19 protein-coding genes and 1 pseudogene are annotated in these 23451 nt (G+C 67.8%); 11 read left to right on the top strand and 9 right to left on the bottom strand.

Going from position 1 to position 23451, the window contains the following annotated elements:
• Positions 1–17: 17 nt before the first annotated feature.
• From I6I07_RS27335 to I6I07_RS27325, 3 genes are all read right to left on the bottom strand, one after another.
• Entirely contained in the window at positions 18–1916 is a 1899-nt protein-coding gene (locus I6I07_RS27335; RefSeq protein WP_198484471.1) for an ABC transporter ATP-binding protein, read from the bottom strand.
• 495 nt (positions 1917–2411) lie between these two features.
• Positions 2412–4304, bottom strand: coding sequence for a TRAP transporter large permease subunit (locus I6I07_RS27330; protein WP_198484470.1), 1893 nt, complete (start codon positions 4302–4304; stop codon positions 2412–2414).
• Entirely contained in the window at positions 4301–5314 is a 1014-nt protein-coding gene (locus tag I6I07_RS27325; protein ID WP_198484469.1) for a TRAP transporter substrate-binding protein, read from the bottom strand. The genes I6I07_RS27330 and I6I07_RS27325 overlap by 4 nt, the downstream gene beginning before the upstream one ends.
• Positions 5315–5549: 235 nt before the next feature.
• Here I6I07_RS27325 and I6I07_RS27320 point away from each other — a divergent pair, with 235 nt between their 5' ends.
• The 8 genes from I6I07_RS27320 to I6I07_RS27285 all read left to right on the top strand — a co-directional run bounded on the left by I6I07_RS27320 (position 5550) and on the right by I6I07_RS27285 (position 12051).
• The gene (locus I6I07_RS27320; protein WP_232625770.1) at positions 5550–6377 is read left to right on the top strand and encodes an IclR family transcriptional regulator; all 828 of its coding nucleotides are present in this window, start codon (positions 5550–5552) and stop codon (positions 6375–6377) included.
• A 44-nt stretch (positions 6378–6421) separates the two neighbouring features.
• Positions 6422–7594, top strand: coding sequence for an acetyl-CoA acetyltransferase (locus I6I07_RS27315; protein WP_198484467.1), 1173 nt, complete (start codon positions 6422–6424; stop codon positions 7592–7594).
• Positions 7591–9222 (top strand): acyl-CoA synthetase, encoded by a 1632-nt coding sequence (locus I6I07_RS27310; RefSeq protein WP_198484466.1) that lies wholly within the window; start codon positions 7591–7593, stop codon positions 9220–9222. The genes I6I07_RS27315 and I6I07_RS27310 overlap by 4 nt, the downstream gene beginning before the upstream one ends.
• Positions 9223–9302: 80 nt before the next feature.
• On the top strand, positions 9303–10067 hold the full coding sequence (locus tag I6I07_RS27305; RefSeq protein ID WP_061071632.1) for an SDR family NAD(P)-dependent oxidoreductase: 765 nt from the start codon (positions 9303–9305) through the stop codon (positions 10065–10067).
• Positions 10068–10134: 67 nt separating this feature from the next.
• Complete coding sequence (locus tag I6I07_RS27300) at positions 10135–10698, top strand: PPC domain-containing DNA-binding protein (RefSeq protein WP_198484465.1); 564 nt, start codon at positions 10135–10137, stop codon at positions 10696–10698.
• A 2-nt stretch (positions 10699–10700) separates the two neighbouring features.
• Positions 10701–11090, top strand: a complete 390-nt coding sequence (locus I6I07_RS27295; RefSeq protein WP_054460905.1) for a PPC domain-containing DNA-binding protein — start codon at positions 10701–10703, stop codon at positions 11088–11090.
• A gap of 242 nt (positions 11091–11332) precedes the next feature.
• The gene (locus I6I07_RS27290; RefSeq protein WP_232625769.1) at positions 11333–11770 is read left to right on the top strand and encodes a hypothetical protein; all 438 of its coding nucleotides are present in this window, start codon (positions 11333–11335) and stop codon (positions 11768–11770) included.
• A gap of 77 nt (positions 11771–11847) precedes the next feature.
• A complete protein-coding gene (locus I6I07_RS27285; RefSeq protein ID WP_198484464.1) occupies positions 11848–12051 on the top strand; it encodes a hypothetical protein in 204 nt (67 codons plus the stop codon).
• Positions 12052–12249: 198 nt separating this feature from the next.
• Here the strand turns inward: I6I07_RS27285 and I6I07_RS27280 are convergent, their stop codons facing one another.
• The 4 genes from I6I07_RS27280 to I6I07_RS27265 all read right to left on the bottom strand — a co-directional run bounded on the left by I6I07_RS27280 (position 12250) and on the right by I6I07_RS27265 (position 14511).
• Positions 12250–12471 carry a hypothetical protein gene (locus I6I07_RS27280; RefSeq protein WP_198484463.1) on the bottom strand — a complete coding sequence of 74 codons (222 nt, stop codon included), beginning with the start codon at positions 12469–12471 and terminating at the stop codon, positions 12250–12252.
• A gap of 148 nt (positions 12472–12619) precedes the next feature.
• On the bottom strand, positions 12620–12880 hold the full coding sequence (locus I6I07_RS27275; protein WP_198484462.1) for a hypothetical protein: 261 nt from the start codon (positions 12878–12880) through the stop codon (positions 12620–12622).
• Positions 12881–13146: 266 nt separating this feature from the next.
• Positions 13147–13746, bottom strand: a complete 600-nt coding sequence (locus I6I07_RS27270; protein WP_198484461.1) for a hypothetical protein — start codon at positions 13744–13746, stop codon at positions 13147–13149.
• Between the two features lie 474 nt (positions 13747–14220).
• Positions 14221–14511, bottom strand: a complete 291-nt coding sequence (locus I6I07_RS27265) for a hypothetical protein (RefSeq protein ID WP_198484460.1) — start codon at positions 14509–14511, stop codon at positions 14221–14223.
• A 52-nt stretch (positions 14512–14563) separates the two neighbouring features.
• Between I6I07_RS27265 and I6I07_RS27260 the strand changes: the two genes are divergently transcribed.
• On the top strand, positions 14564–15154 hold the full coding sequence (locus I6I07_RS27260; protein ID WP_198484459.1) for a DUF2280 domain-containing protein: 591 nt from the start codon (positions 14564–14566) through the stop codon (positions 15152–15154).
• Positions 15048–16094, top strand: a pseudogene (locus tag I6I07_RS27255) (hypothetical protein); the annotation flags it as partial. The gene I6I07_RS27260 and the pseudogene I6I07_RS27255, both read left to right, overlap by 107 nt.
• A 48-nt stretch (positions 16095–16142) precedes the next feature.
• Here I6I07_RS27255 and I6I07_RS27250 read toward each other — a convergent pair.
• Positions 16143–17111 carry a LysR family transcriptional regulator gene (locus I6I07_RS27250; RefSeq protein ID WP_198484458.1) on the bottom strand — a complete coding sequence of 323 codons (969 nt, stop codon included), beginning with the start codon at positions 17109–17111 and terminating at the stop codon, positions 16143–16145.
• A gap of 150 nt (positions 17112–17261) precedes the next feature.
• On the opposite strand from I6I07_RS27250, the gene I6I07_RS27245 reads away from it, so the two are divergent.
• Positions 17262–19853: a penicillin G acylase gene (locus I6I07_RS27245; protein WP_198484457.1), complete on the top strand. Its 2592-nt coding sequence runs from the start codon at positions 17262–17264 to the stop codon at positions 19851–19853.
• Here I6I07_RS27245 and I6I07_RS27240 read toward each other — a convergent pair.
• Complete coding sequence (locus I6I07_RS27240; protein WP_198484456.1) at positions 19819–23433, bottom strand: ATP-binding cassette domain-containing protein; 3615 nt, start codon at positions 23431–23433, stop codon at positions 19819–19821. The genes I6I07_RS27245 and I6I07_RS27240 overlap by 35 nt on opposite strands.
• Positions 23434–23451 lie beyond the last annotated feature (18 nt).

Raw genomic sequence — 23451 nt, 5'->3', positions numbered from 1 at the left:
CGTCAGGCCCTTTCTGCTTACTTGTCGAAGGCCAGGGACGTTTCGTCCTCGTCCTGGCCTTCGCCGTCGGCGCGCGCCGGCAGGGGGCGGGCGCCATCGGCCAGCATCTCCGCCTGCGTCAGGCCCTTGGTCAGTTCCAGGGCCTGGCGCTCGAACAGGCGCCGGTACAGGCCGCCCTTCAGGCGGATCAGCTGGTCATGGCTGCCTTCCTCGATGATGCGGCCATGGTCCATCACCAGCAGGCGGTCCAGCGCGCGCACCGTCGACAGGCGGTGCGCCACCACCAGCGTGGTGCGGCCGACCATCAGGCGCTCCATGGCCTGCTGGATCAGCACTTCGCTTTCGCTGTCCAGGCTCGAGGTGGCCTCGTCCAGGATCAGGATCGGCGCGTCGGCCAGGAAGGCCCGCGCGATCGCCACGCGCTGGCGCTCGCCGCCCGACAGCTTGACGCCGCGTTCGCCCACCAGCGTCTCATAGCCCTTGGGCAGCGCCATGATGAAGTCGTGCGCGCTGGCCAGCCGCGCCGCCTGCTCGATCTCGGCCTGCGTCGCGCCGGGGCGGGCGTAGGCGATGTTCTCGGCCAGCGTGCGGTGGAACAGCACCGGCTCCTGCTGCACGATCGCGATCTGGCCGCGCAGCGAGGCCTGCCTGACCTGGGCGATGTCCTGCCCGTCGATGGCGATGCGGCCGCCATTGACGTCGTACAGGCGCTGGATCAGCTTGATGAACGTGGTCTTGCCCGACCCCGAATGGCCCACCAGCCCGACCCGTTCGCCCGGCGCGATGCGCGCCGAGAAGCGGTCGTACAGCGGCGCCTCGTGGCGGCCGTAGCGGAAGGTCACGTCTTCGAAGCGGATCTCGCCCGCCGTGACGCGGATCTGGCCCGCGCCGGGGCGGTCGTCCACGCCCAGCGGCTGCTTTTCCAGCGCCACCAGTTCCTCCATGTCGTTGACCGAGCGCTGCAGGTTGCGGATGTGCATGCCCACGTCGCGCAGGTGGCCCTGCAGCATGAAGAACATCGTCAGCGCGAAGGTCACGTCGCCGACGCTGGCCTGGTTGCGCGACCAGAGCAGCAGCGCCGCGCCCAGGATGCCAGCCTGCATCGCCACCAGCATCGCGCCCTGGATGCCGCCGTTGATCGTGGCGCGGATCCAGGTGCGGCGCGTGCGGCGGCGCCACTTGTCGACCACGCGCTCCAGGCGCGCTTCCTCGCGCGTCTCGGCGCCGAAGGCCTTGACGACCGGGTTACAGCTGACCGCGTCGGCCAGCGCGCCGCCCATGCGCGTGTCCCAGGCATTGCCCAGCCGCGCCGCCGGCGCCACGTAGCCCAGCGACAGCGTCGCCGTGACCGCGATGTACAGCACCGACCCCAGGCCGACCACCAGGCCCATCACCGGCCAGTGGATGCCTAGCAGCACGGTGGCGCCGACCAGCATGATGACCGAGGGCAGCAGCGCCACCAGCAGCGTGTCGTTCAGCAGGTCCACCGCCCACATGCCGCGGGTGATCTTGCGCACGGTCGAGCCGGCGAAGCTGTTGGCGTGCCAGTCGGTGGAAAAGCGCTGCACCCGGTAGAAGGCGTTGGAGACCATGCCGTTCATCATCTTCAGGGTGAAGACGATGATGTTCTGGAACACGCCCTGGCGCAGCAGCGTGCCGCCGATGCCCAGCGCGATCAGCAGCCAGAACGCGGTGACGGCCGCGCCCCATGCCTGCTGGTCCGCCGCGGCGCCGGACGCCACGGCGTCGACCAGCCGGCCCGCGTACAGCGGGGTCAGCACGTCGGCCAGGGCCGACAGCAGCGCCAGCCCGACGATCAATGCGGTGCGCCAGGGTTGGGCGCGCCAATAGCGGAAGGTAAAGCCGAGGACGTCCTTGAAGGCTTGTCCTCGCAGATCGATTTTTGTTCGATTCATTGCGATCGCCCGGCAACGCGAAGGCGCCGGTTTCCTTGTGGGAAGAGGGTGATACGACCTGCGCCTCACGGCGCGGGCATTGCGTTCAGGGGTTTGGGGCGGGCGCGGCGGACCAGTCGCCAGGTAGTCTGGCGATGGGGCCGCGCGGGCGACGACTTAATGGCGTCGCGGAGATACGCGCGGGATGGCGGTATGCGGATTCATCATCTTGCGCCTCCCAGGTGTAGGTGAAGGGAAAAAAAGAATGGGCACAGGCCCGAATTGAAGATTCTATAGAACTGGTGTACGCGCATCAACCGCGCGGACAGTGGGGGATTGCCGGCGTGTGGGTTTTTCCCCACGGCGATGTCGCGGGTCGCGGGCGGGCGTGGGCCGTGCGAGGCAGGCGCTGCGCCGCGGGGGCGGCGGGGGCCGGGTGGCGGTAGCGGGCGGGCCGCCGGGCGCGCTGGAAAGCAGGACCGGCCGCCGCGAAGACGCGGCGGCCGGCCACGCGCGCTACTTCAGGAACCCCGTCGAGATCCACGGCACCGCGGCGATCACCACGATGCCGACCGCCATCGAACTCAGGTAGCCCAGGATCGGCCGGATGCCGGCTTCGGGCGCGACCCGGCCGATGGCGCAGGCGGCGTAGTAGCCCACCCCGAACGGCGGCGCGAACAGGCCCAGGCCCATCGACAGGATCACCACCATGGCGTAGTGCACCTCGTGGATGCCCATCTGGTGCGCGATCGGGAACAGCAGCGGCCCGAACAGCACGATGGCCGGAATGCCTTCGAGCACGCTGCCCAGGATGATGAACGCTACGATCGACACCGCCATGAAAGTGGCGGCGCCGCCCGGCAGGCCGGCCATGGCCTGCGCCAGCTGGGTCGAGAAGCCCGATTGCGTCAGGGCCCAGGCCATGGCGGTGGCGGTGCCGATGATCAGCAGGATCGAGCCCGACAGGCAGGCGGTGTCCACCAGCATGGGCTTGAGCCGCTTGGCGTCGAAGCAGCGGTAGACCAGCAGGCCGATCAGCGTGGCGTAGACGATGCCGATGGTGGACACCTCGGTGGCGGTGGCCACGCCCTCGACCACCGCCGCGCGGATCACGAAGGGCAGCGCCAGCGCTGGCAGCGCCACCAGCAGGGCGCGGCCGATCTGGCGGCCGCTGGCCTTGCGCACCGCGCTCAGGTCTTCGCGGCGGTTTCGCCACCAGACCACCAGGCACAGCATCACGCCCAGCACCAGCCCCGGCAGCAGGCCGCCGGTGAACAGCGCCGTGATCGACACGCCGGTGACCGAGCCGATGGTGATCAGCACCAGGCTGGGCGGCACGGTCTCGGTCTGCGCGCCGGTGGCCGACAGCAGCGCCACCAGGTCGCCCTCGTCGGCGCCGCGCTCGCGCATTTCCGGGAACAGCACCGGCGCCACCGCCGCCATGTCGGCGGCCTTGGCGCCCGAGATGCCCGAGACCACGTACATGGCGCCGATCAGCACGTACGACAGGCCGCCGCGCACGTGGCCCAGCAGGCTGGCCAGGAACGCCACCATGCGCTTGGCCATGCCGGTCATCTCGATCAGCACGCCCAGGAACACGAACAGCGGCACCGCCAGCAGGATCAGGTGCGACATGCCCTCGTCCATGCGCCCGACCACCACCATCATCGGCACGTCGGTGGTCAGCGACAGGTAGCCGAAGGTGGCCAGCCCGAACGAGAAGGCGATCGGCACGCCCGCGAACACCGTGCACGCCACCACGCCGACGAAGAAGATCAGCAGGTTGACGTTGCCCAGGCCGGCCAGCACCGGTTGCAGCGCCGTCATCGCGGCCACCACGCCGCCGACCAGCAGCAGCGCCAGGCCGGTGACGCGCCACTGCGCGCGTTCGACCAGCCGCAGCAGCGCGATCAGCAGCATCAGGGCGGTGCCGACCGGCAGGGCCGCCGCGCGCCAGATGTTGGGGATCTCGAGCGCGGCGGTGGTGACGTACCGTTCCTCCGAGGCGTACTCGTAGCCCGGCGCCTGCAACAGCAGCAGGAACGCCAGCGCCGCCGCCACCGCCACCATGTCCAGCAGCGCGCGGGTGGCGGGCGAGGCGCGGTTGACCAGCGCGCCCATGCGCATGTGCTCGCCGCGGCGGAAGGCGATCACCGCGCCCAGCATGGCCAGCCACAGGAACAGGATCGAGGCCAGTTCGTCGGACCACACCAGCGGCGTGTGCAGCACGTAGCGCGCCACGATGCCCGAGAACAGGATGACGATTTCCGCGACCACCAGGATGGCCGCGGGAATCTCCACCAGGTGGCCCAGCGCGGTGTCGGCGGCGACGGCCCAGGGCCGCCGCGCGCCCGGGGCCACGCCGGCCGCGGCCGGCGGCGCCGCCGGATGCGTCAGCGCAGCCCTCATGACAGGCTCCCGGCCGCCTGCTCCAGCAGGCCCCAGGCCTTGTCGCCGTACTTTTCCTTCCAGCTGGCATAGAAGCCGGCGCGCCGCAGCGAGTCGCGGATGGGCGCGGGGTCGGGCGTGTTGAAGGCCAGGCCTTCCTCGGCCAGCTTGGCCTGCAGCTGGTTGTTCAGCGCCAGCACGTCGGCGCGCTCGGCCATGCCGGCGGCGTTTATATGCCTGGCGACGACCTCGCGGATGTCGGCCGGCAGCTTTTCCCAGGCGCGGCGGTTGCCCAGGAACCAGAAGCCGTCCCACATGTGGTTGGTCATCGAGCAGTACTTCTGCACTTCGTACAGCTTGGCGGTCTGGATGATGGCCAGCGGGTTTTCCTGCGCGTCGACCACGCGGGTCTGCAACGCCGAATAGGTTTCGTTGAAGTTGATGCTGGCCGGCGACGAGCCCAGCGCCTTGAACATCGAGGTCCACAGCGGGCTGACCGGCACGCGGATCTTCAGGTCGCGGAAGTCGTCCGGGCCGCTGATGGCGCGCGAGCTGGTGGTGATCTGGCGAAAGCCGCTGTCCCAGATGTGGTCCATGACGAACAGACCCTTGCCATTGATGTCGGCGCGGATGTGCGCGCCCAGGTCGCCGTCCATGGCCTTCCAGACCGAGGCGTAGTCGGGGAAGGCGAAGCCCACCCCGCTGATCGAGGCGCTGGGCACCAGGGTCGACAGGATCAGGCCCGACAGGGTGAAGAACTCGACGGCGCCGGCGCGCAGCTGGCTCAGCGTGTCGGTGTCGGACCCGAGCTGGCTGCTGGGGAACACCGCCAGTTCGAAGCGGCCGCCCGTGTCTTTGAGGATGTTCTGCGCGGCCTCGTTGGCGCGCAGGTTCATCGGGTGCGAGGGCGGCAGGTTGTTGGCGTACTTGTAGCGGAACTGGGGCGCCGCCAGCGTGCGCTGGAACGGGGCCAGGGCAAGCAGCGCGCCGCCTCCCGCGGCGCGCATGAGGTTGCGTCGAGTCGTGTTCATGCTGTCTCCTTGGTTATGAGATCCGGCCGCCATCGAGGACGGCCGGATAAAGCGCCTTGCCAGGCTTCTTGCTTTATCTTTGCATGAGGTCCATTATGTGGACCTGCGTACTACCCTTAAATTCATTAAATCACACTGATTCACTAGCGTAAATCAATAAAACTGGTGCAGAATGAAAAAACAAGATCATATTGATGGTCCACAAAATGGACCTGATGAAAAAACAGGCGGAGACGTGACGGAGACCTCATCCCAGGTCGGTGGCGCCCAGGCGATATCCCGCGCCATGCTGGTGCTGCGCGCGGTGTCGCGCACCCGCGGCGAAGGCGCGGGCCTGCTGGCGTTGACGCGCGACACGGGCATGAGCAAGCCCACCGTGCATCGCCTGCTCGCCGCCCTGGCCGCCGAGGGCATGGTCGAGCAGGACCAGGCCAGCCGCCGCTACTTCCTCGGTCCTGAATGCCACGTGCTGGGCAACATCGCCAGCGAGCGCTTCGGCATCAACCGCCTGGCCGCGCCCGTGGTGGCGCGGCTGGCGCACGAATGCGGCGATTCCGCCTTCTTCTCGCTGCGCCGCGACGTGTTCGCGGTCTGCGTGGTGCGCGAGGACGGCGATTACCCGCTCAAGACCCACGTGCTGCTGCCCGGCGACCGCCACCCGCTGGGTATCGGCGCCGGCAGCCTGGCCATCCTGGCGGCGCTGCCCGACGACGAAGTCGAGGCCTGCCTGCAGGCCAATGCCGCCCTGATCGAGCGGCGTTATCCGCATTACTCCGTGCCGCTGATCCGCACCCTGGTGGACGAGGTGCGCGAGCAGGGCTACGCCGTGAACCGCGGCCTGGTGGTGCCGGGCTCGTGGGGGATCGGCATGCCGCTGCGCGACGAGCAGGGCCACGTGCTGGGCGCGCTCAGCATCGCCGCGGTCGAATCGCGCATGGACGAGGAAAGGCAGTTCCAGCTGGCCAAGCTGTTGTCACGCGAGGCCAAACGCCTGCTCGCGCAGGCCAACCCGGCAGGCCGCGAGGCGCGGGCGCGCCCGCCGGCCGCCAAGCCCAGGCCCTGATCCGCCAAGCCGGCGGGGCGGGGCCGCCAACAGAGGAGACAGCAATGAGCAAGCGTGCCGTCATCGTGGGATGGTCACATGTCCCGTTCGGCAAACTCGACGATCCCGATACCGAAAGCCTGATGGCGCGGGTATCGGGCGCCGCCCTGGCGCATGCGGGCATCGGCGCCGGGGACGTGGACGGGATCTATGCCGGCGTGATGAACAGCGGCTTTCAGAAGCAGGACTTCCAGGCCGCGCTGGTGGCGCTGGCCGATCCTGGGCTGGCGTACGTGCCCGCCACCCGCCTGGAAAATGCCTGCGCCACCGGGTCCGCCGCGCTGTACGCGGCCATGGATTTCATCGAGGCGGGACGCGGCCGCGTGGCGCTGGTGGTGGGCGCCGAGAAGATGACCGCGCGCTCCACCGAGGACACCGGCGACATCCTGCTCAATGCCAGCTACCGCAAGGAAGAGGCCACGCTGCCGGGCGGCTTTGCCGGCGTGTTCAGCCGCATCGCCACGGCCTACTTCGAGCGCCACGGCGACCACGGCGAGGCGCTGGCCCGCATCGCCGCCAAGAACCACGCCAACGCGCTGGACAATCCCTACGCGCAGATCCGCAAGGACCTGGGCTTCGAGTTCTGCAATACCGTCTCCGACCGGAATCCCTATGTGGCGGCGCCGTTGCGGCGCACCGATTGCTCGCCCATTTCCGACGGCGCGGCGGCGCTGGTGCTGGCCGACGCGGAAACGGCGGCGGGCCTGCGCCGCGCCATCGGCTTTCGCGCGCGCCGCCACGTCAATGACTTCCTGCCGCTGAGCCGGCGCGATCCGATTGCCTTCGAGGGCGCGGCGCGCGCCTGGCGCGAGGCGCTGGCCGATGCCGGCGCGACCCTGGACGACCTGAGCCTGGTGGAAACGCACGACTGCTTCACCATCGCCGAACTGATCGAGTACGAGGCCATGGGCCTGGCGCCGCGCGGCCACGGCGTGCGGGCGTTGCGGGAAGGCTGGGTGCAGAAGGGCGGACGCCTGCCCGTCAACCCTTCGGGCGGGCTCAAGGCCAAGGGCCATCCGGTGGGCGCCACCGGCGTGTCGCAGCACGTCATGGCGTGCCTGCAACTGGCCAGCGAGGCCGGCGCCATGCAGGTGCCGGACGCGACGCTGGCCGGCGTCTTCAACATGGGCGGCGCGGCCGTGGCCAACTACGTCAGCATCCTGGAGCGCGTCAAATGAGCGGCCCGTTGCAGCCGGCCCTGGCGCCGCCGGGCGGCGTGGCGCCGGTGTCGCGCCGGGCCATGAACCTGGCGCATTTCCTGGTGCAGGCGGCGCGCCGCCATCCGGCGCGTGCCGCGCTGGTCTGCGGCGAAGCCCGGCTCAGCTGGCGCGAGCTGGACGCGCGCACCGCCGCCCTGGCGCAGGCGCTGGCCGAGCGCGGCGTGGGCAAGGGCGACCGGGTGCTGGTGCATGCGCGCAACAGCTTCGCGTTCGCCGAGACCCTGTTCGCCGTGCTGCGGCTGGGCGCGGTGTGGGTGCCGACCAATTGCCGCATCTCGCCGGACGAGGCGGTCTACCTGGCGCAGGCGGCGGGCGTCAAGGCGTTCCTGTGCGAAGGCCAGTCGCCGGCGCACGCGGCCGCGGTGGCGCAGGCGATGCCCGGCCTGGCCCTGCTGGCGCGGCTGGGGCCGGGCGAGTTCGGCGAGGCCGACACCGCCACCCTGATCGCGGCGCGGCTGGCCGATGCGCCGCGCCCCTGCGCCGACGTCGACTACGACGACCCCTGCTGGTTCTTCTTCACGTCCGGCACCACCGGGCACCCCAAGGCGGCCGTGCTGACTCATGGGCAGATGGCGTTCGTGGTGACCAACCACCTGTGCGACCTGATGCCGGGCACCACCGAGGACGACGTCAGCCTGGTGGTGGCGCCCCTGTCGCACGGCGCGGGCATCCACTTCCTGACGCAGGTGGCGCGTGGCGCCGCCACCGTGCTGCCCGAAGGCGAGCGCTTCGACCCGGAAGAGGCCTGGCGCCTGGTGCAGGCTCACAGGGTGACCAACATGTTCACCGTGCCGACCATCGTCAAGTTGCTGGTGGAGCATCCGGCGGTGGATGCCTTCGACCACGGCAGCCTGCGCCACGTGATCTACGCCGGCGCGCCGATGTACCGCGAGGACCAGAAGCGCGCGCTGGACAAGCTGGGCGGCGTGCTGGTGCAGTATTTCGGGCTGGGCGAGGTGACCGGCAACATCACCGTGCTGCCGCCGGCGCAGCACCATGGCGGTGATGGTCCCGAGGCCCGCGTCGGCACCTGCGGCTACGAGCGCACCGGCATGCAGATCAGCATCCAGGATGACGCCGGCCGGCCGCTGCCGGCGGGCCAGACCGGCGAGATCTGCGTCTGCGGCCCGGCGGTGTTCGCCGGCTACTACGCCAACCCGCAGGCCAACGCCAAGGCCTTCCGCGACGGCTGGTTCCGCACCGGCGACCTGGGCTACCAGGACGAGGAAGGCTATCTCTACATCACCGGCCGCGAATCCGACATGTACATCTCGGGCGGCTCCAACATCTATCCGCGCGAAGTCGAGGAAAAGGTGCTGGCCCATCCGGCGGTGGCGGAAGCGGCGGTGCTGGGCGTGCCGGATCCGGTATGGGGCGAAGTGGGCGTGATGGTCTGCGTGCTGCGCCCGGGCCAGGCGCTGGAACAGGACGCGCTGCTGGCCTGGCTGGCACCGCGCATGGCGCGCTACAAGCTGCCCCGCCAGGTGTTCTTCTGGGACGCGCTGCCGCGCTCGGGCTACGGCAAGATCACCAAGAAGCTGGTGCGCGACGCCTTGCGCGAGCGCGGCTACCTGGCGGCCGGTTAGCAGGACGTCGCGGCCGCCGGCGTGGCGGCCGCGATGGCAGGAGGGAGAGACAACGCAGTACATAACGAGGAGACCGAATCATGGATGGAGCGCAGGAAGCGGTGCTGGTCACGGGCGGCGCGTCGGGCATCGGCCTGGCCGTCGCGCGGGGCCTGCTGGACGCGGGACGCCGGGTGCTGGTGGCCGACGTATCGCAGGAGCGGCTGGATGAGGTGCGCGGCCTGGCATCGGAGGAACGCCTGGGCTGCGTGCGGTTGGACGTGTCCGACGAGGCGCAGGTGACCGAGGCCATGGCACGGCTGGAGGCCGATTTCGGCCCGATCGCCGGGCTGGTCAATTCGGCCGGCATCGGCCGCGACGTGCCGTTCCTGGACACCGACGCGGCGCTGCTGCGGCGGATCCTGGAGGTGAACCTGGTGGGCTCGTTCGTGGTGGCGCGCGAGGCGGCCCGCCGCATGCGCGAACGCGGACGCGGCTCGATCGTGAACATCGCCTCGGTGTCGGGCATTCGCGGCAACGCGGGCCGCGCGGCGTACGGGGCGTCCAAGGGCGGGGTGGTGACGCTGACGCGGGTGATGGCGGTGGAGCTGGCCGCCTACGGCATCCGCGTGAACGCGGTGGCGCCGGGGCCGATCGAGACGCCGCTGGTGGGCCAGATGCACACCGAAGCGGCGCGCGCGGCCTGGCGCCAGGTGGTGCCGCAGCATCGCTACGCGGCGCCGGAGGAACTGAACGGCACCATCGGCTGGCTGCTGGACGAATCGCTGTCCAGCTACGTGACGGGGCAGGTGATCTGCGTAGACGGCGGCTTCACCGCGGCGGGCATGCTGCCGGCGGTGCACTGAGCCGCCGCCTCCCGCCATTCCCACATTCCATTCCCATCTCGCGCCACAAGCGCACGGAGTGCACATCATGCGAACCACCACCGTGGATCGTTCGTTGCGGGGCGCACCGACTTTGCCCCGTCCCAGGACGCTGATACACCCGGGGGCCTTCAACCCCATACGAATACACAGCCGCTGCGCGCGGCACGGCCGCCATATCCGCCTGGCGCTGCAGCCGGGCGCCAGCCTGTTCGAGGCGCTGGTCGAGGGGCTGGCGCCGTTGGGGGTGGAGAACGCCTCCATGACGCTGCTCAGCGGCGCCTTCAGCCATCTCGATTACTGCACGGCGCCGCCGGACCCGGCCCATCTGCGGGTGGTGGCGTACACCGCGCCGATCGCGGCGGGCGCGTCCACGCTGATCTTCGGCAATGCCACGCTGGGCAAGGGCGATGCGGGCGAGCCGCTGGTGCACTGCCACGCGGCCTTCTGCGATGAGAGCGGCGCGCTGCTGGGCGGGCACCTGATCCCGCAGACGACGATCGTGGGCGCGGCGCCAGTGACGGTGCTGGTGACGGCGCTGGAAGGGTTCGAGCTGCGCGCCACCTATGACGCCGAAACCAATTTGCGGCTGCTGCAGCCGCGGGAGATCTGACGATGATGCCGGCCGAGGTCGAAAGCGGAAGCATGGGGCGGGTGGCGTATGCGCGCATCGGACCCAACGAGGATCTGGTGCAGGCGGTGGAGAAGCTGTGCCTGGCGGAGGGGTTCCGGAATGCGTTCGTGCGGGGGGCGCTGGGGAGTCTGGTGGATGCCTGCCTGTATGCGCGGGGGGGCGGGGTGCGGTGGCTGGAGGGGCCTGCGGTGGAGATTGTCAGCCTGGCTGGGGAGGTGCGGGCGCAGGCGGATGGGTCGGTGGTGGCGTCGCTGTCGGGGGTGGTGGCGGATCCGGCGGGGCGGGTGCATGGGGGGGTGTTTGTGCCGGGGGCTAATCCTGTTTGTATGACGTTTGAGGTGACGTTGGAGGAGTGGTTGCCGGAGGGGTGATCCGGGCGTTTGTTGCTGCCGGCAGGGATAAGTTTCTCGGGGAGGGAAGGATGCTGCGTGAAGCCGGAACGTTTTCGTGCCCCGAGCGCGCGATTGCTGTGGCCTATCTGATGTTGGACATGCCCATCGAGCCGAAGAACCCGACGCAGTAGGTCTGCGAGGCCCTGCGTGAGCGGTTCGACGTGGAGTATGAGTGCAAGGCTCTTCCAGGGCTGACGCTGCATGAATGGCATGCGCAGACTGTGTTCATCGTGAAGCTGATGGAGCGGACACTGGGCGACAGTTTGGGCTTTCACATTCTGCGGGCCCAGCATGGGACGGGTGAAGAGGCCAAGGCCAGCGCATGTCTGATCTCGGAATGGTTTAACCCGGAAGGGCTCGCCGACGGTTGTGAGCGTGAACTGACCGGCCTGCTGGTCACCAATATCTTGCGTGGCCGGCCGCGACTGCGTGATCTGTCCGATCGCTTCGACGTGCCCAAGTCGAACATTGGCCGCCCGGCGCCAGCCTATCGCGTGCTGGTGGAAGGCGCACGTCGCGCCGCGTTGAAGCGCCTGGACGTACAGATGTGCGACGCGGATATCGTGGTGGACTTGGAGAGGATCGTTAGGCCGACAGCGCTTGATAATGTGGGACAAGATATGCAGAGTCTTGTCGCTATCGCGACAATTGCGACCTGAAGAAAAAGCCCCGAGCAAAGCCGGGGCTTTTGTTTTGCCGGTACGATGTCCTCTCCGATCCCTAGATGGAGTGCGACATGTCGAAGAGAACCTTCACTGCGGAAGTGAAAGAACGCCAGGAAGGCGAACCCTGCTTCATTTGGATAGCTGCGAACGACGATATCGGCATTGGTAATGGGAGCATCTTACTCGAGTTGCAGGAGCCGGCCACCATAGAGCATGCTCAAAAGGTGGCACAGTTCCTTCATGAGAACGTCCGTTCATTCAAGTTGTCCACTTAGCTTTGCAGTACGTGCAACGAGCTGCCTCCGGGCCGCTTTTTGTTTTCAGAGAGCAGGGGCCAGAGATAACCGTCCGCCGGGCCGCACGGGCGCCGGCTGTCTCTCACGTGCCTTAGGACTTGCCACGGGCGAACGGAATGGCTTGAATTTGTCGAGTTCGCGTAGCTTCGGCTGTTGCGGAGAAAAGCGATGGGAGACTTATTGGCGGTCGTTGCGGCCGCGTTGGGACTTCGCGCGTTCAGCCTCTAGCTTGTCAAGGGATTCGCGATCCTTGAGCCTGAATTCCCTATCCTTCGTGCGGTACTGATATTCGAGTTCGATGAGCTTTAGATACGCGTTCAGGAGCTCATTATTCTCAGGGTGCGCCTCGATTTGTTTTTCAAGAAACGCCATAGCTTGTTCAAACTGGTCAATCGTCATCAAGTTGCCTTGCACTTACCGTGCCCCGACGTGGAGCAGAAAGATGGGAAATATATGTGGCCTCCTTCATTTTGAGCAAACCCGAGGCCGGTGATGAATGACTGAGCGCCCCGTAGGAAATTCCTACCGGGGCGTTTAAATTGCAGATCTACGCGGATTCCGCCCGGCCGTTCGCCCACGGGACCTCGACGTTTTTCATTGCTTCGGCGTCTTTGAAAATGGTCCCGATGTGTTCCATCGCGTAGCCGCGATCTCGCGCGTGTATTGGGTAAAGCTGCTTATTCGCATTGGCCAGAGCGTCAAGCTGGGAACGGATTTCGTTGAGCGTATTCTTGTTGTCCGAGTTGTGGGCAAGGTATGCCAGTGCCGCAGAGATAACCAGCGACTGTGCCTCCAGAGTGGCATGCATGCGCTTCTCGAAGCCGTCGGGAACATTATCAAATGCCATGCTGAAAGTACGAGCCATAGAGCCCCATGAGGATTAATGACCGGATCACGACAATGATTCGGTATGGGTATTGCAAGAGCAGAAAAACACCCATTAGTCGCCGCAACCGGCTCGGCGCCCGCGCGGGGGCAAATGCGCGGGGTGCTTCTTTCCGGGCTTGTCGCCCGCGGCCAGCACGACGAGAACCGCCGTGTCCAGCTCGCTGCGGCGGGCAGTCGGATGGGCGTTCAATAGCCCCTACCTGGGAAGGGACTGGCGAGGAGTTCTGCTACATCTCTCGGGCAGTTGGGCACAACAGCAATGATATCTTCCGCGGTCGCCGCGCTGAAATGGCCGCAGCGCTCCCTGAGGCGACGACATATGCCGAAGAAATCCTGCCCAAGGCGGACCGCATTGGAGACTGCAACGTTGTAGTTGCCCGAAGGAGGCTTAAAGGGCAGTCTGGCCAACTGACAACAGTGCATTGAGTAGGCCGTTGCTAGGGCCTCTTCCAGAAAGCTAGCTTTAGGCACTGAAGCTTGACCGGCGATGCCCCGGGGATCGAGTAAATGAACCGTCTCATGAGCTAGTTCGTATAGGGCGCATGGCCAATCGGATTTTGACGTATCGCTCAACTCCGCGTATGCGCCGTCGAAATTCCAGCGATGGCGGACATGTGGGCCATCGGGGTCAAACTCAGGTTGGTAGAGAGTTTTATCAGGGTTTCGAGGCCCAAACAGTTCGACCGCATAACTCATGAGTTCGCTCTGCAAACTCCACAATGCAGCAGGGTTTGCTTCTGGCCTCGCAGTGGGCGTGGAGAACGATCGAAATGTAAACGCATCCATGGGCGACTCTGTGGTAGTGTTTCGCCGGGATCATATCAAAATGTAAATTATTGGTGCGTTCATGGCCGCACTGTGACCCGTTGGAGTACGCATGGGACGCCCGTCCAAACTGACAGATGCGCGATGGGAAGCTATCGGCAAGCGCCTGCTTGATGACCTGCAGGTGATATCCTTTTTTTGACTGACGCAGGCCGCTATGTAAGTGCCATGGCGCATCGTCTGAAAGGCATTGCAGTCATCCCGACTGCCCACCCATCATGCATGCTCCCGGTCCGTACGGCCCTCCTGGTCGAACGTCGGTACGCCGTACGGACCGGCGCATCATTAAGGGCACGAAGTCGAGGAGTTTATCAGTGTGGTGGCCCGGTACGGGCCGTCAGCGGATGTTCAGCGCCTAGTGGCGGTCCTAGGCGTTGCGCCAACCGTGACGCGGCTGGACGTAGCCCGAGCCTGTGGGTGCTGCCTAAAAGCAGCTTAGGGTTTCGGAGGGCGCTGCCCAGGATCTTCGTTAACCTTGAGGCTTTCCTCTAAATGCGCGCTCAGCACCTCGCCCTTGTCATCTTGGAGCTTATCAGAGCGATCTGTATGGAAACAGGTCTGAGCCCGATAAATAGCCGCTTCGCCATCGCGTCCTTTAGCCGAATTTCGCTCAGCAGCCTGACTTGTCTGCCAAGCGCGCTCAAGCTCTTCATTTCGCTGTTCGCTCAACTCGGCAATCTTGTCGTGGACGGTCTTAGAGCCAGCGCTTTTTTTGGGAGGGGGCATTAAATCGGGTCCTCGGAATTCTGATACTGCTTTATATTCCATTGGAGACGCTATGGCAAAGATCACCGACGCCAACAAGCGCTTCATCGTCCAGGCCCTGGCCTGCTGGGACACCCCCAGCCAGGTATCGAAAACCGTCAAGGAAGAATTCGGCCTAGACGTACCCCGCACGCACGTGGCGCAATACGACCCGACCAAAGTCGCCGGCAAAGACCTGGCCAAGAGGTGGGTTCAGCTATTCCACGACACCCGGCAACGGTTCCGTCAGGAAATCGCCGAGATCCCCATCGCCGACCAGGCGTTTCGCCTGCGGCAGCTCGGCAGGATCTACGACAAGCACATCAGCTGGGGCAACGTTGTCGGCGCGGCCGGTGTGCTGGAGCAGGTCGCCAAGGAGGTGGGCGGCGCATTCACGAACAGGCGGGCACACACAGGCGCCAGCGGCGGCCCGATAGAACAGAAGACGGTGGTGGTGGATGAAAGAGAAGTCGCCGCCGCCGTCGCAAAGCTGCAAGGCGAATACTGCCCCCGCCGTCCTGCGCGCCACGGCCAAGGCTCTATGCGAACAGGACCACCTGTTCTTCAGCCGGTACTTCTTCAAGCACCGCCAGGCCATCAAGTTCCGAGTCAACTGGCACCATGAGCTGATCGCCAAGAAGGTGCAGGACGTCATCGACGGCCGTATCAAGAACCTGGTCATCAACGTGTCGCCGGGCTCGTCGAAGACCGAGCTGGTCGCCATCAACCTGATGGCCCGCGGCCTGGCGCTGAACCCGTGGGCCCGGTTCCTGCACATCAGCTATTCCGATGATCTGGCGCTGCTGAACTCGCAGACGGCCAAGGAACTGGTTCAGTCTGACGAGTTCCAGGAGTTGTGGCCGCTGAAGGTCGCCGCGGACGCGAAAAGTAAGAAACGCTGGAACATCGAGGTCGATGGTCGCAAGGCCGGCGGCGTCTACGCGGTGTCGCTCGGCGGCCAGATCACCGGCTTTCGCGCCGGTCATATGGCGGAAGGGTGGCAGGGCGCCATCGTCATCGATGACCCGCTCAAGGTCGGCGACGCCTACAGCAAGCCGCGGCGTGCCAAGGCGAACCGCGACCTGATCGCCACCGTGAAAAGCCGTCGGGCCAACCCCGATACGCCGATCATCGTGATCATGCAGCGCCTGGCTCAGGAGGACGTGACCGGCTTTATCCAGGTCGGAAACCTGGGCTCGGAATGGGACCAGGTCGTCATCCCGGCGCTGATCGACGACGCGTATGTGGCAGGCCTGCCGGCCGAGCTGCAGGCCAAGGTCGACAGCAGCGTACGGGACGAGAAAGGGCGCTTCAGCTACTGGCCCTACAAGGAGCCGCTGGCGGATCTGCTGGCCATGGAGGCCGGCGCCGGCACGGACCAGGAGGGCGCTCGCGTCAGCCGGTACGTATTCTCGGCGCAGTACCAGCAGCGCCCGACGCCGCTGGGTGGCGACCTGATCAAGGGCGCCTGGTTCAGCCGGTATGAGGTGCCGCCCCGGATCGTCGCGCGCAAGGTGTTTGCCGACACCGCTCAGAAGACGGCCGAACGCAACGACTACAGCGTTAACGACATGATCGCCACGGTCGCCAGCGACATAGGGGGCTCGCTCGCGCTACGGCTTTGTTGTCCTAGCCAGCTTTTCCATCTTCCCCAACGCCGGCTGTTTTGGTCGAAAACTGGCGAAGTCGTTCCAGCATTGCTGAGTGAAGGTGTAGAGCGCGTCCTGGGCCTTTAGCGGGCTGCGGCCGGCCAGGCGGGCGAGGACGTAGTGGCCCTGGCGTTGGGGGTCGGGGGACAGGGGCACTTCTACCAGGGCGCCGGCTTGCTGTTCCTGGCGGGTGACGCAGATGACGCCCAGCAGCAGGGTGTCGGTGGTGAGGGCCAGGTGGACCAGGGGGGCCAGGTTTTCGCAGCGCACGGTGACCATCTGTTCGGGGGCGCCGGCGGGGCCCAGGGTTTCGGCCAGGCGCAGGGCGACCTCGGGGCTCAGGGTGCTGGAGGCGACGGGGTAGTGGCGGATGTGGTCGATGGTGGGGCGGCGGTGGGCCAGGATGGGGTGGCCCTTGCGGCAAACCATGCCGGCGCGCAGGGGGGCGAGGGGGCGGGTTTCGATGTCGGCGGCGCCGTAGAGCATGCGGGCGTCGCAGACCATGGCGTCGATGCGTTCGGCGCGCAGCTGTTCGACCAGGGCGGCGGTGGCGCCGAGTTCGGCGGCCACGCGCACCTGCGGATGGCGGGTGGCCATGTGGGCCAGGAAGGGCGTCAGCAGCAGGGAGGCGGGGGTTGGACTCAGTCCGATAGAGAGGGCGCCGGATTCGCCGCCGGCCAGGGTCTTGAGTTCGCGGCGCAGCTCGGCTTCCTCGTAGCGCATGCGGCGGGCGCGCTCGGCGACGCAGGCGCCGTAGGGTGTCAGGCGCACCTGGCGGGTGCCGCGGTCCAGCAGCGGCAGGCCCAGTTCGGTTTCCAGTGACTGGATGCTGCGGCTGAGCGCGGGCTGGGACAGGTTGACCTTGTCGGCGGCGCGCGAAAAGGTGCCGTGTTCGACCACGGCGAGCAGGTGCTTGAGTTTCTGGAAGTCCATGTCCCAACCGCATGAATCGTATGAATCAAATGCATTGGAATTATAGTTGGCGGCTTCGTATCATGGTTCGCGGACGGCGCCCGGCAGAGGCGCCGCCATCGCCCGCGGCAGGCTCGCGGCGCGGTCCCATTCGATACGGAGACAGATTCAATGAAGCAGCAATGGTTGTCGGCCGCCCTGTTGGCGGCCAGTTCGTGCCTGCCCGCGATAGCGGCGCAGCCGGTGGCGTCCACTACGGGCCAGGCGTCCGAAGCCGTCGTGGCAGCGCCGCAAGGCGTCGCTGGCAAGGTCACGATCCGGCGCGATGCCTATGGCATGCCGCACGTCTATGCGGACACGGTGTACGGCATTTTCTACGGCTACGGTTACGCGGTGGCGCAGGACCGGCTGTTCCAGATGGAGATGGCGCGCCGCAGCACCCAGGGCCGGGTGGCCGAGGTGCTGGGCGCGTCGATGGTGGCGTTCGACAAGTCGATCCGCGGCAACTTCTCGCCCGAGCGCATCCAGCGCCAGCTGGCGGCGCTGCCGGCTTCGGATCGCCAGGTGCTGGACGGCTACGCGGCCGGCATGAACGCCTGGCTGGCGCGGGTGCGGGCGCAGCCGGGCCAACTGATGCCCAAGGAGTTCAACGACCTGGGCTTCGCGCCGGCCGACTGGACCGCCTACGACGTGGCGATGATCTTCATCGGCACCATGGCCAACCGCTTCTCGGACGCCAACAGCGAGATCGACAACCTGGCGCTGCTGACGGCCCTGAAGGACAGGCACGGCGACGCCGAGGCCATGCGCATCTTCAACCAGCTGCGCTGGCTGACCGACAGCCGCGCGCCGACCACGGTGCCGCCCGAAGAGGGCAGCTACCAGCCGGCGGTGTTCCAGTCGGAAGGCGCGGACAAGCTGGCCTATGCGCTGCCGCGCTATGACGGCACGCCGCCGATGCTCGAGCGCGTGGTGCGCGACCCGGCCACCCGCGGCGTGGTCGACGGCGCGCCAGCGGCGCTGCGGGCGCGGCTGGCCGAGCAGTACGCGCAATCGGGCCAGCCGGGCATCGCCGGCTTCCCGACCACCAGCAACATGTGGATCGTGGGCCGCGACCATGCCAAGGACGCCCGTTCGATCCTGCTGAACGGTCCGCAGTTCGGCTGGTGGAACCCGGCCTACACCTACGGCATCGGCCTGCACGGCGCCGGCTTCGACGTGGTTGGCAACACGCCGTTCGCCTATCCCGGCATCCTGTTCGGCCACAACGCGCATGTGGCTTGGGGCTCGACCGCCGGCTTCGGCGATGACGTCGATATCTTCGCGGAAAAGCTGGATCCGGCCGACCGCAGCCGCTATTTCCACGACGGCGAATGGAAGACGCTGGAAAAGCGCACCGACCTGATCCTGGTGAAGGACGCCGCGCCGGTGGCGCTGGACGTCTACCGCAGCGTGCACGGCCTGATCGTCAAGTTCGACGACGCGCAGCACGTGGCCTACGCCAAGGCGCGCGCCTGGGAAGGCTTTGAACTGCAATCGCTGATGGCCTGGACCCGCAAGACGCAGTCGGCCAACTGGGAACAATGGAAGGCGCAGGCGGCGCGCCACGCGCTGACCATCAACTGGTACTACGCCGACGACCGCGGCAACATCGGCTACGCCCATACCGGCTTCTATCCCAAGCGCCGCCCGGGCCACGACCCGCGCCTGCCGGTGCCCGGCACGGGCGAGATGGACTGGCAGGGCCTGCTGCCGTTCTCCAGCAATCCGCAGGTCTACAACCCGCGCCAGGGCTTCATCGCCAACTGGAACAACCAGCCGATGCGCGGCTACCCGTCCACCGACCTGTTCGCCATCGTCTGGGGCCAGGCCGACCGCTACGCCGAGATCGAGATGCGCCTGAAGGCCATGACCGCCAATGGCGGCAAGGTCAGCGCGCAGCAGATGTGGGACCTGATCCGCACCACCAGCTACGCCGACGTCAACCGCCGCCATTTCCTGCCGTTCCTGCAACGCGCGGTGCAAGGGCTGCCGGCCGACGATCCGCGCGTGCGGCTGGTGGCGGGGCTGGCGGGCTGGGACGGCATGATGACCAGCGAACGCGAACCGGGCTACTTCGACAATGCCGGCCCGGCGGTGATGGACGCGTGGCTGCGCGCCATGCTGCGGCGCACGCTGGCCGACGAGATGCCGGCCGACTTCTTCAAGTGGTACAGCGCCACCGGCTATCCGACGCCGCAGGCGCCGGCCACCGGCTCGCTCAACCTGACCACCGGCGTCAAGGTGCTGTTCAACGCCCTGGCCGGGCCCGAGGCCGGCGTGCCGCAGCGCTATGACTTCTTCAACGGCGCGCGCGCCGATGACGTCATCCTGGCGGCGCTGGACGATGCGCTGGCGGCGCTGCGCCAGGCCTACGGCCAGGATCCGGCCGCGTGGAAGATCCCGGCGCCGCCGATGGTGTTCGCGCCCAAGAACTTCCTGGGCGTGCCGCAGGCCGACGCCAAGGCGGTGCTGAGCTACCCGGCCACGCAGAACCGCGGCACCGAGAACAACATGACGGTGTTCGACGGCAAGTCGGTGCGGGCGGTGGACGTGGTGGCGCCGGGGCAGAGCGGTTTCGTCGCCCCGGACGGCACGCCGTCGCCGCACACCCGCGACCAGTTCGACCTGTACAACCGCTTCGGCAGCAAGCGGGTGTGGTTCACGGCGGACGAGGTGCGGCGCAACGCTACGTCGGAAGAGACGTTGCGCTACCCGCGGTAAGGTCGCGCGCGCCCTGGTGGCTGGCAAGCTTGGCGTACACGCCTTGCTTGCGCAGCAGCTGGTCGTGGGTGCCGGCCTCGGCCAGGGTGCCGTTGTCCAGCACCAGGATCAGGTCGGCGTCGCGGATGGTGGCCAGGCGGTGCGCGATCACCAGCGTGGTCCGGTGCCGCATCAGCACGTCCAGCGCGCCGCGCACCTGCATCTCCGACAGGGTGTCCAGGTGCGAGGTGGCCTCGTCCAGGATCAGCACCGGCGCGTTCTTCAGGAAGGCGCGCGCGATCGAGATGCGCTGGCGCTGGCCGCCGGACAGCTGCATGCCGCGTTCGCCGACGCGCGTGGCCAGGCCGTCGGGCAGGCTGCGCACGAAATCGCTGAGCGCGGCCTGTTCCAGCGCCAGCGCCAGTTCCTCGCGGCTGGCGTCGGGACGCGCCAGGCGGATGTTGCCTTCCAGCGTGTCGTTGAACAGGTAGGTGTCCTGCGTCACCAGCGCGACGCGTTCGCGCAGGCCGTCCAGCTGCAGCTGGCGCACGTCCACGCCGTCGAGCTTGACCGCGCCCTGGCGCGGGTCCCAGAAGCGCAGCAGCAGGCTGGCCACGGTGCTCTTGCCCGCGCCCGAGGCGCCGACCACGGCCACGGTGGCGCCGGCCGGCACGGTGAAGCTCAGGTCGCGCAGCGTGTCCTGGCGCTTGCCGGGATAGGTGAAATACACATGATCGAACGCCAGCGACAGGCCGTGCGGCGCCACCGGCGGCGGCAGCGGGCCGTCGGTGACCGGCTCGGGTTCGTTGTTGACTACGTGCAGGCGGCGGGTGGCGGCGATGGTGTCGGCCAGCTGGCGGCTGACCTGTGAGATCTCCGACACCGGCAGGAAGGTCGCCAGCGCGATCAGCACCAGCAGCGGCAGCATGCTGGCCGACAGGGCGCCGGCCGACACCTGCAACGCGCCAACCACGGCCACGGCCAGCCCGCCCAGGCCCATGGCGGTCTCGAACCAGGCGGTCTGGCGCGACAGGTCGCGCAGGATGTCCAGGCGGCGCACGCGGTACTGGTCGGCCACCTTGAGGAATTCCTCGCGGCGGCGGCCGGTGGCCTGGAACGCGGTCAGGTCGGCCAGGCCCTGGATGGTGTCGGTGGTGTGGGCGCTCATCTCGCCCAGGGCGTGGCGGGCGCGGTCGCCCAGCGCGTCGACCTTGCGGCGGCCGCGCACCGGCGACACCAGCGCATAGGCCAGGAACGGCAGCAGCGCCAGCGCCACCGGCCAGCTGTAGAACGCCAGGAAGCCCAGCACCGACAGCGGCACCAGCACCGACACGATGGCCGGGGCGATGGTGTGGGCGTAGAAGTACTCGACCATCTCCACGTCCTGCGTCGCCAGCGCCACCAGGTCGCCCGAGCGGCGTTGCAGCAGATAGGCGGGCGCCAGCCGTTCCAGCTTGTCGTAGAGCTTGACGCGCATGTCGGCCAGCAGCTGGTAGGCCATGGCGTGCGCCAGCCACGATTCGAGCCAGTGGAACAGCGCGGCCAGCGGCGCGGCGATCAAGAGGCCGATGATCAGCGCGGAGGTGTCGCGGCCGTCGCGGATGGCGGCCACCACCAGCGCGCTCAGCACGCCGACGCCGATGAAGGCGGCCACGCGCGCCACGCCCAGCAGGATGGTGGCGATCAGGGTGCCGCGCCAGGGGCGCACCACCGACAGCAGGGTGGCCAGCGTGGCGCGCCAGCCGACCTGGCCGGCGTCGGCGTCCAGCGAGCGCAGCGCCGGGCTCTGGACGCCGGCGTCATCGTCATTGGCGTGCGCGGCGGGCGTGGCGTCATGCGCCATCGCGCCGGCGAGCGGCGCGGCCGGCGCGCTCAGCGCAAGGGCCTGTTCGTGCATCAGGCGGTAATAGAGGCCGTGCTGGCGCATCAGTTCATCATGCGGGCCCTGCTCGACCACGCGGCCCTGGTCCAGCACCAGGCAGCGGTCGGCGCCGATCACGCTGGCCAGGCGGTGCGCCAGGATCAGCGTGGTGCGGCCGGCCATCAGGCGGTCCAGCGCCTGCTGGATCAACGCCTCGTTCTCGGTGTCGACCGACGACAGCGCCTCGTCCAGGATCAGGATGGGCGCGTCGCGCAGCAGCGCGCGGGCGATCGCCACGCGCTGGCGCTGGCCGCCCGACAGTTGCAGGCCGCGCTCGCCGATGCGGGTGGCGTAGCCTTGCGGCAGCGCCATGATGAAGTCGTCGATATTGGCGGCGCGGGCGGCGGCGCGCACCTGTTCGTGGCTGGCGTCGGGCCGGCCCAGCCGCAGGTTTTCGTCGATGGTGCCGTGGAACAGCGTGATGTCCTGGCTGACCAGCGCCATCTGGCTCAGCAGCGTCTGCGTGTCGAGCTGGCTGACGTCGTGGCCGCCGACGCGGACGGCGCCGGCCTGCGGCACGCATTCGCGCAGCAGCAGGCGCACGATGGTGGACTTGCCGGCGCCGCTGGGGCCGACGATGCCGACGCGCTCGCCGGCGGCGATGCGGAAGGACAGGCCCTGGTGCGCGGGCCGCTGCGGCGAATACGAGAACGCCACGGCGTCGAATTCAATGGTCGGATCGAGCCGCGCCGGCGTGGCCGCGGCTTGCGGGGCGGGGGCGGCGGTCAGCGGTTGCGCGTCCATCAGCGCATGGATGCTGACGGCGGCGGACTGGCCCAGCATGCCCCGGTGCAGCACCGAGCGCAGGTCGCGCAGCGGGCGGAAGATCTCGGTGCCAGCCATCAGCACGATCAGCAGCGCTTCCACGCTCATGTCGCCGGCGGCCACGCGCCAGGCGCCCACGGTCAGCGCCAGCGCGGCGCCCAGCGCCACGCCCAGGTCGCTGATGCCGCGCGTCAGCAGGCTGACCGACAGCACCCAGAAAGTATTGTCCGACAGGGCCCGGGCGCGGGCGGCCAGGCGCTCGCCCCAGGTCTTGCCCTGGCCATACGACTTGAGCGTCGGCAGGCCCTGGACGGCGTCCAGGAATTCCTCGCCGAATTCATTCAGCGAGCGGGTGCGCGCCAGGCTGGCGCGGCGGTCGAGCATGTGCACGGCCATTGGCCCGAACAGCGCGAACAGGGCGGCGACCAGAAACACCAGCGCGGTCGGCACGTCCCAGAAGGCGATGACGGCGAAGATCGCGAACGGCGCGGCCGCGGCGATGGCGACCTGCGGCAGGTACTGGCCGAAGAAGGTCTGCAACTGCTCCACGCCGTCCACCACCGTCAGCATCACGCCGCCGGTGCGCTGGTTGGCGAACCAGGCCGGCCCCAGCGACACGATGCGGTCGTAGAGCCGCGCGCGCAGCGTCTGCTGCACCTGCGCCGAGCAGCGGTTGGCCTGCACCGTGCGCAGGTGGTCGAACAGGGCGCGCAGCAGCACCATGGCGCCGACGCAGAGGGCCGGCACGAGCCAGTCCTGCCACGGCGCGCCGTCGAACACGCGCGCCAGCAGCTGGCCCAGGAAAACATAGCGGGCGATGCCCGCCGCCAGCGCGAGCAGCCCGAGCAGGATGCCGCCCGCCATGGCGGCGCGCAGTCCCGCGGTCAGTTGCCAAAGCCTCGAATCGAAATACATATCAATGCTCCCTCCAGA

The organism is Achromobacter deleyi (genome assembly GCF_016127315.1).
GTDB classification, from domain to species: domain Bacteria; phylum Pseudomonadota; class Gammaproteobacteria; order Burkholderiales; family Burkholderiaceae_B; genus Achromobacter; species Achromobacter insuavis_A.
Note: the sequence above shows the minus strand (reverse complement) of the source record. Positions and strands in the feature narration are given on the sequence as shown.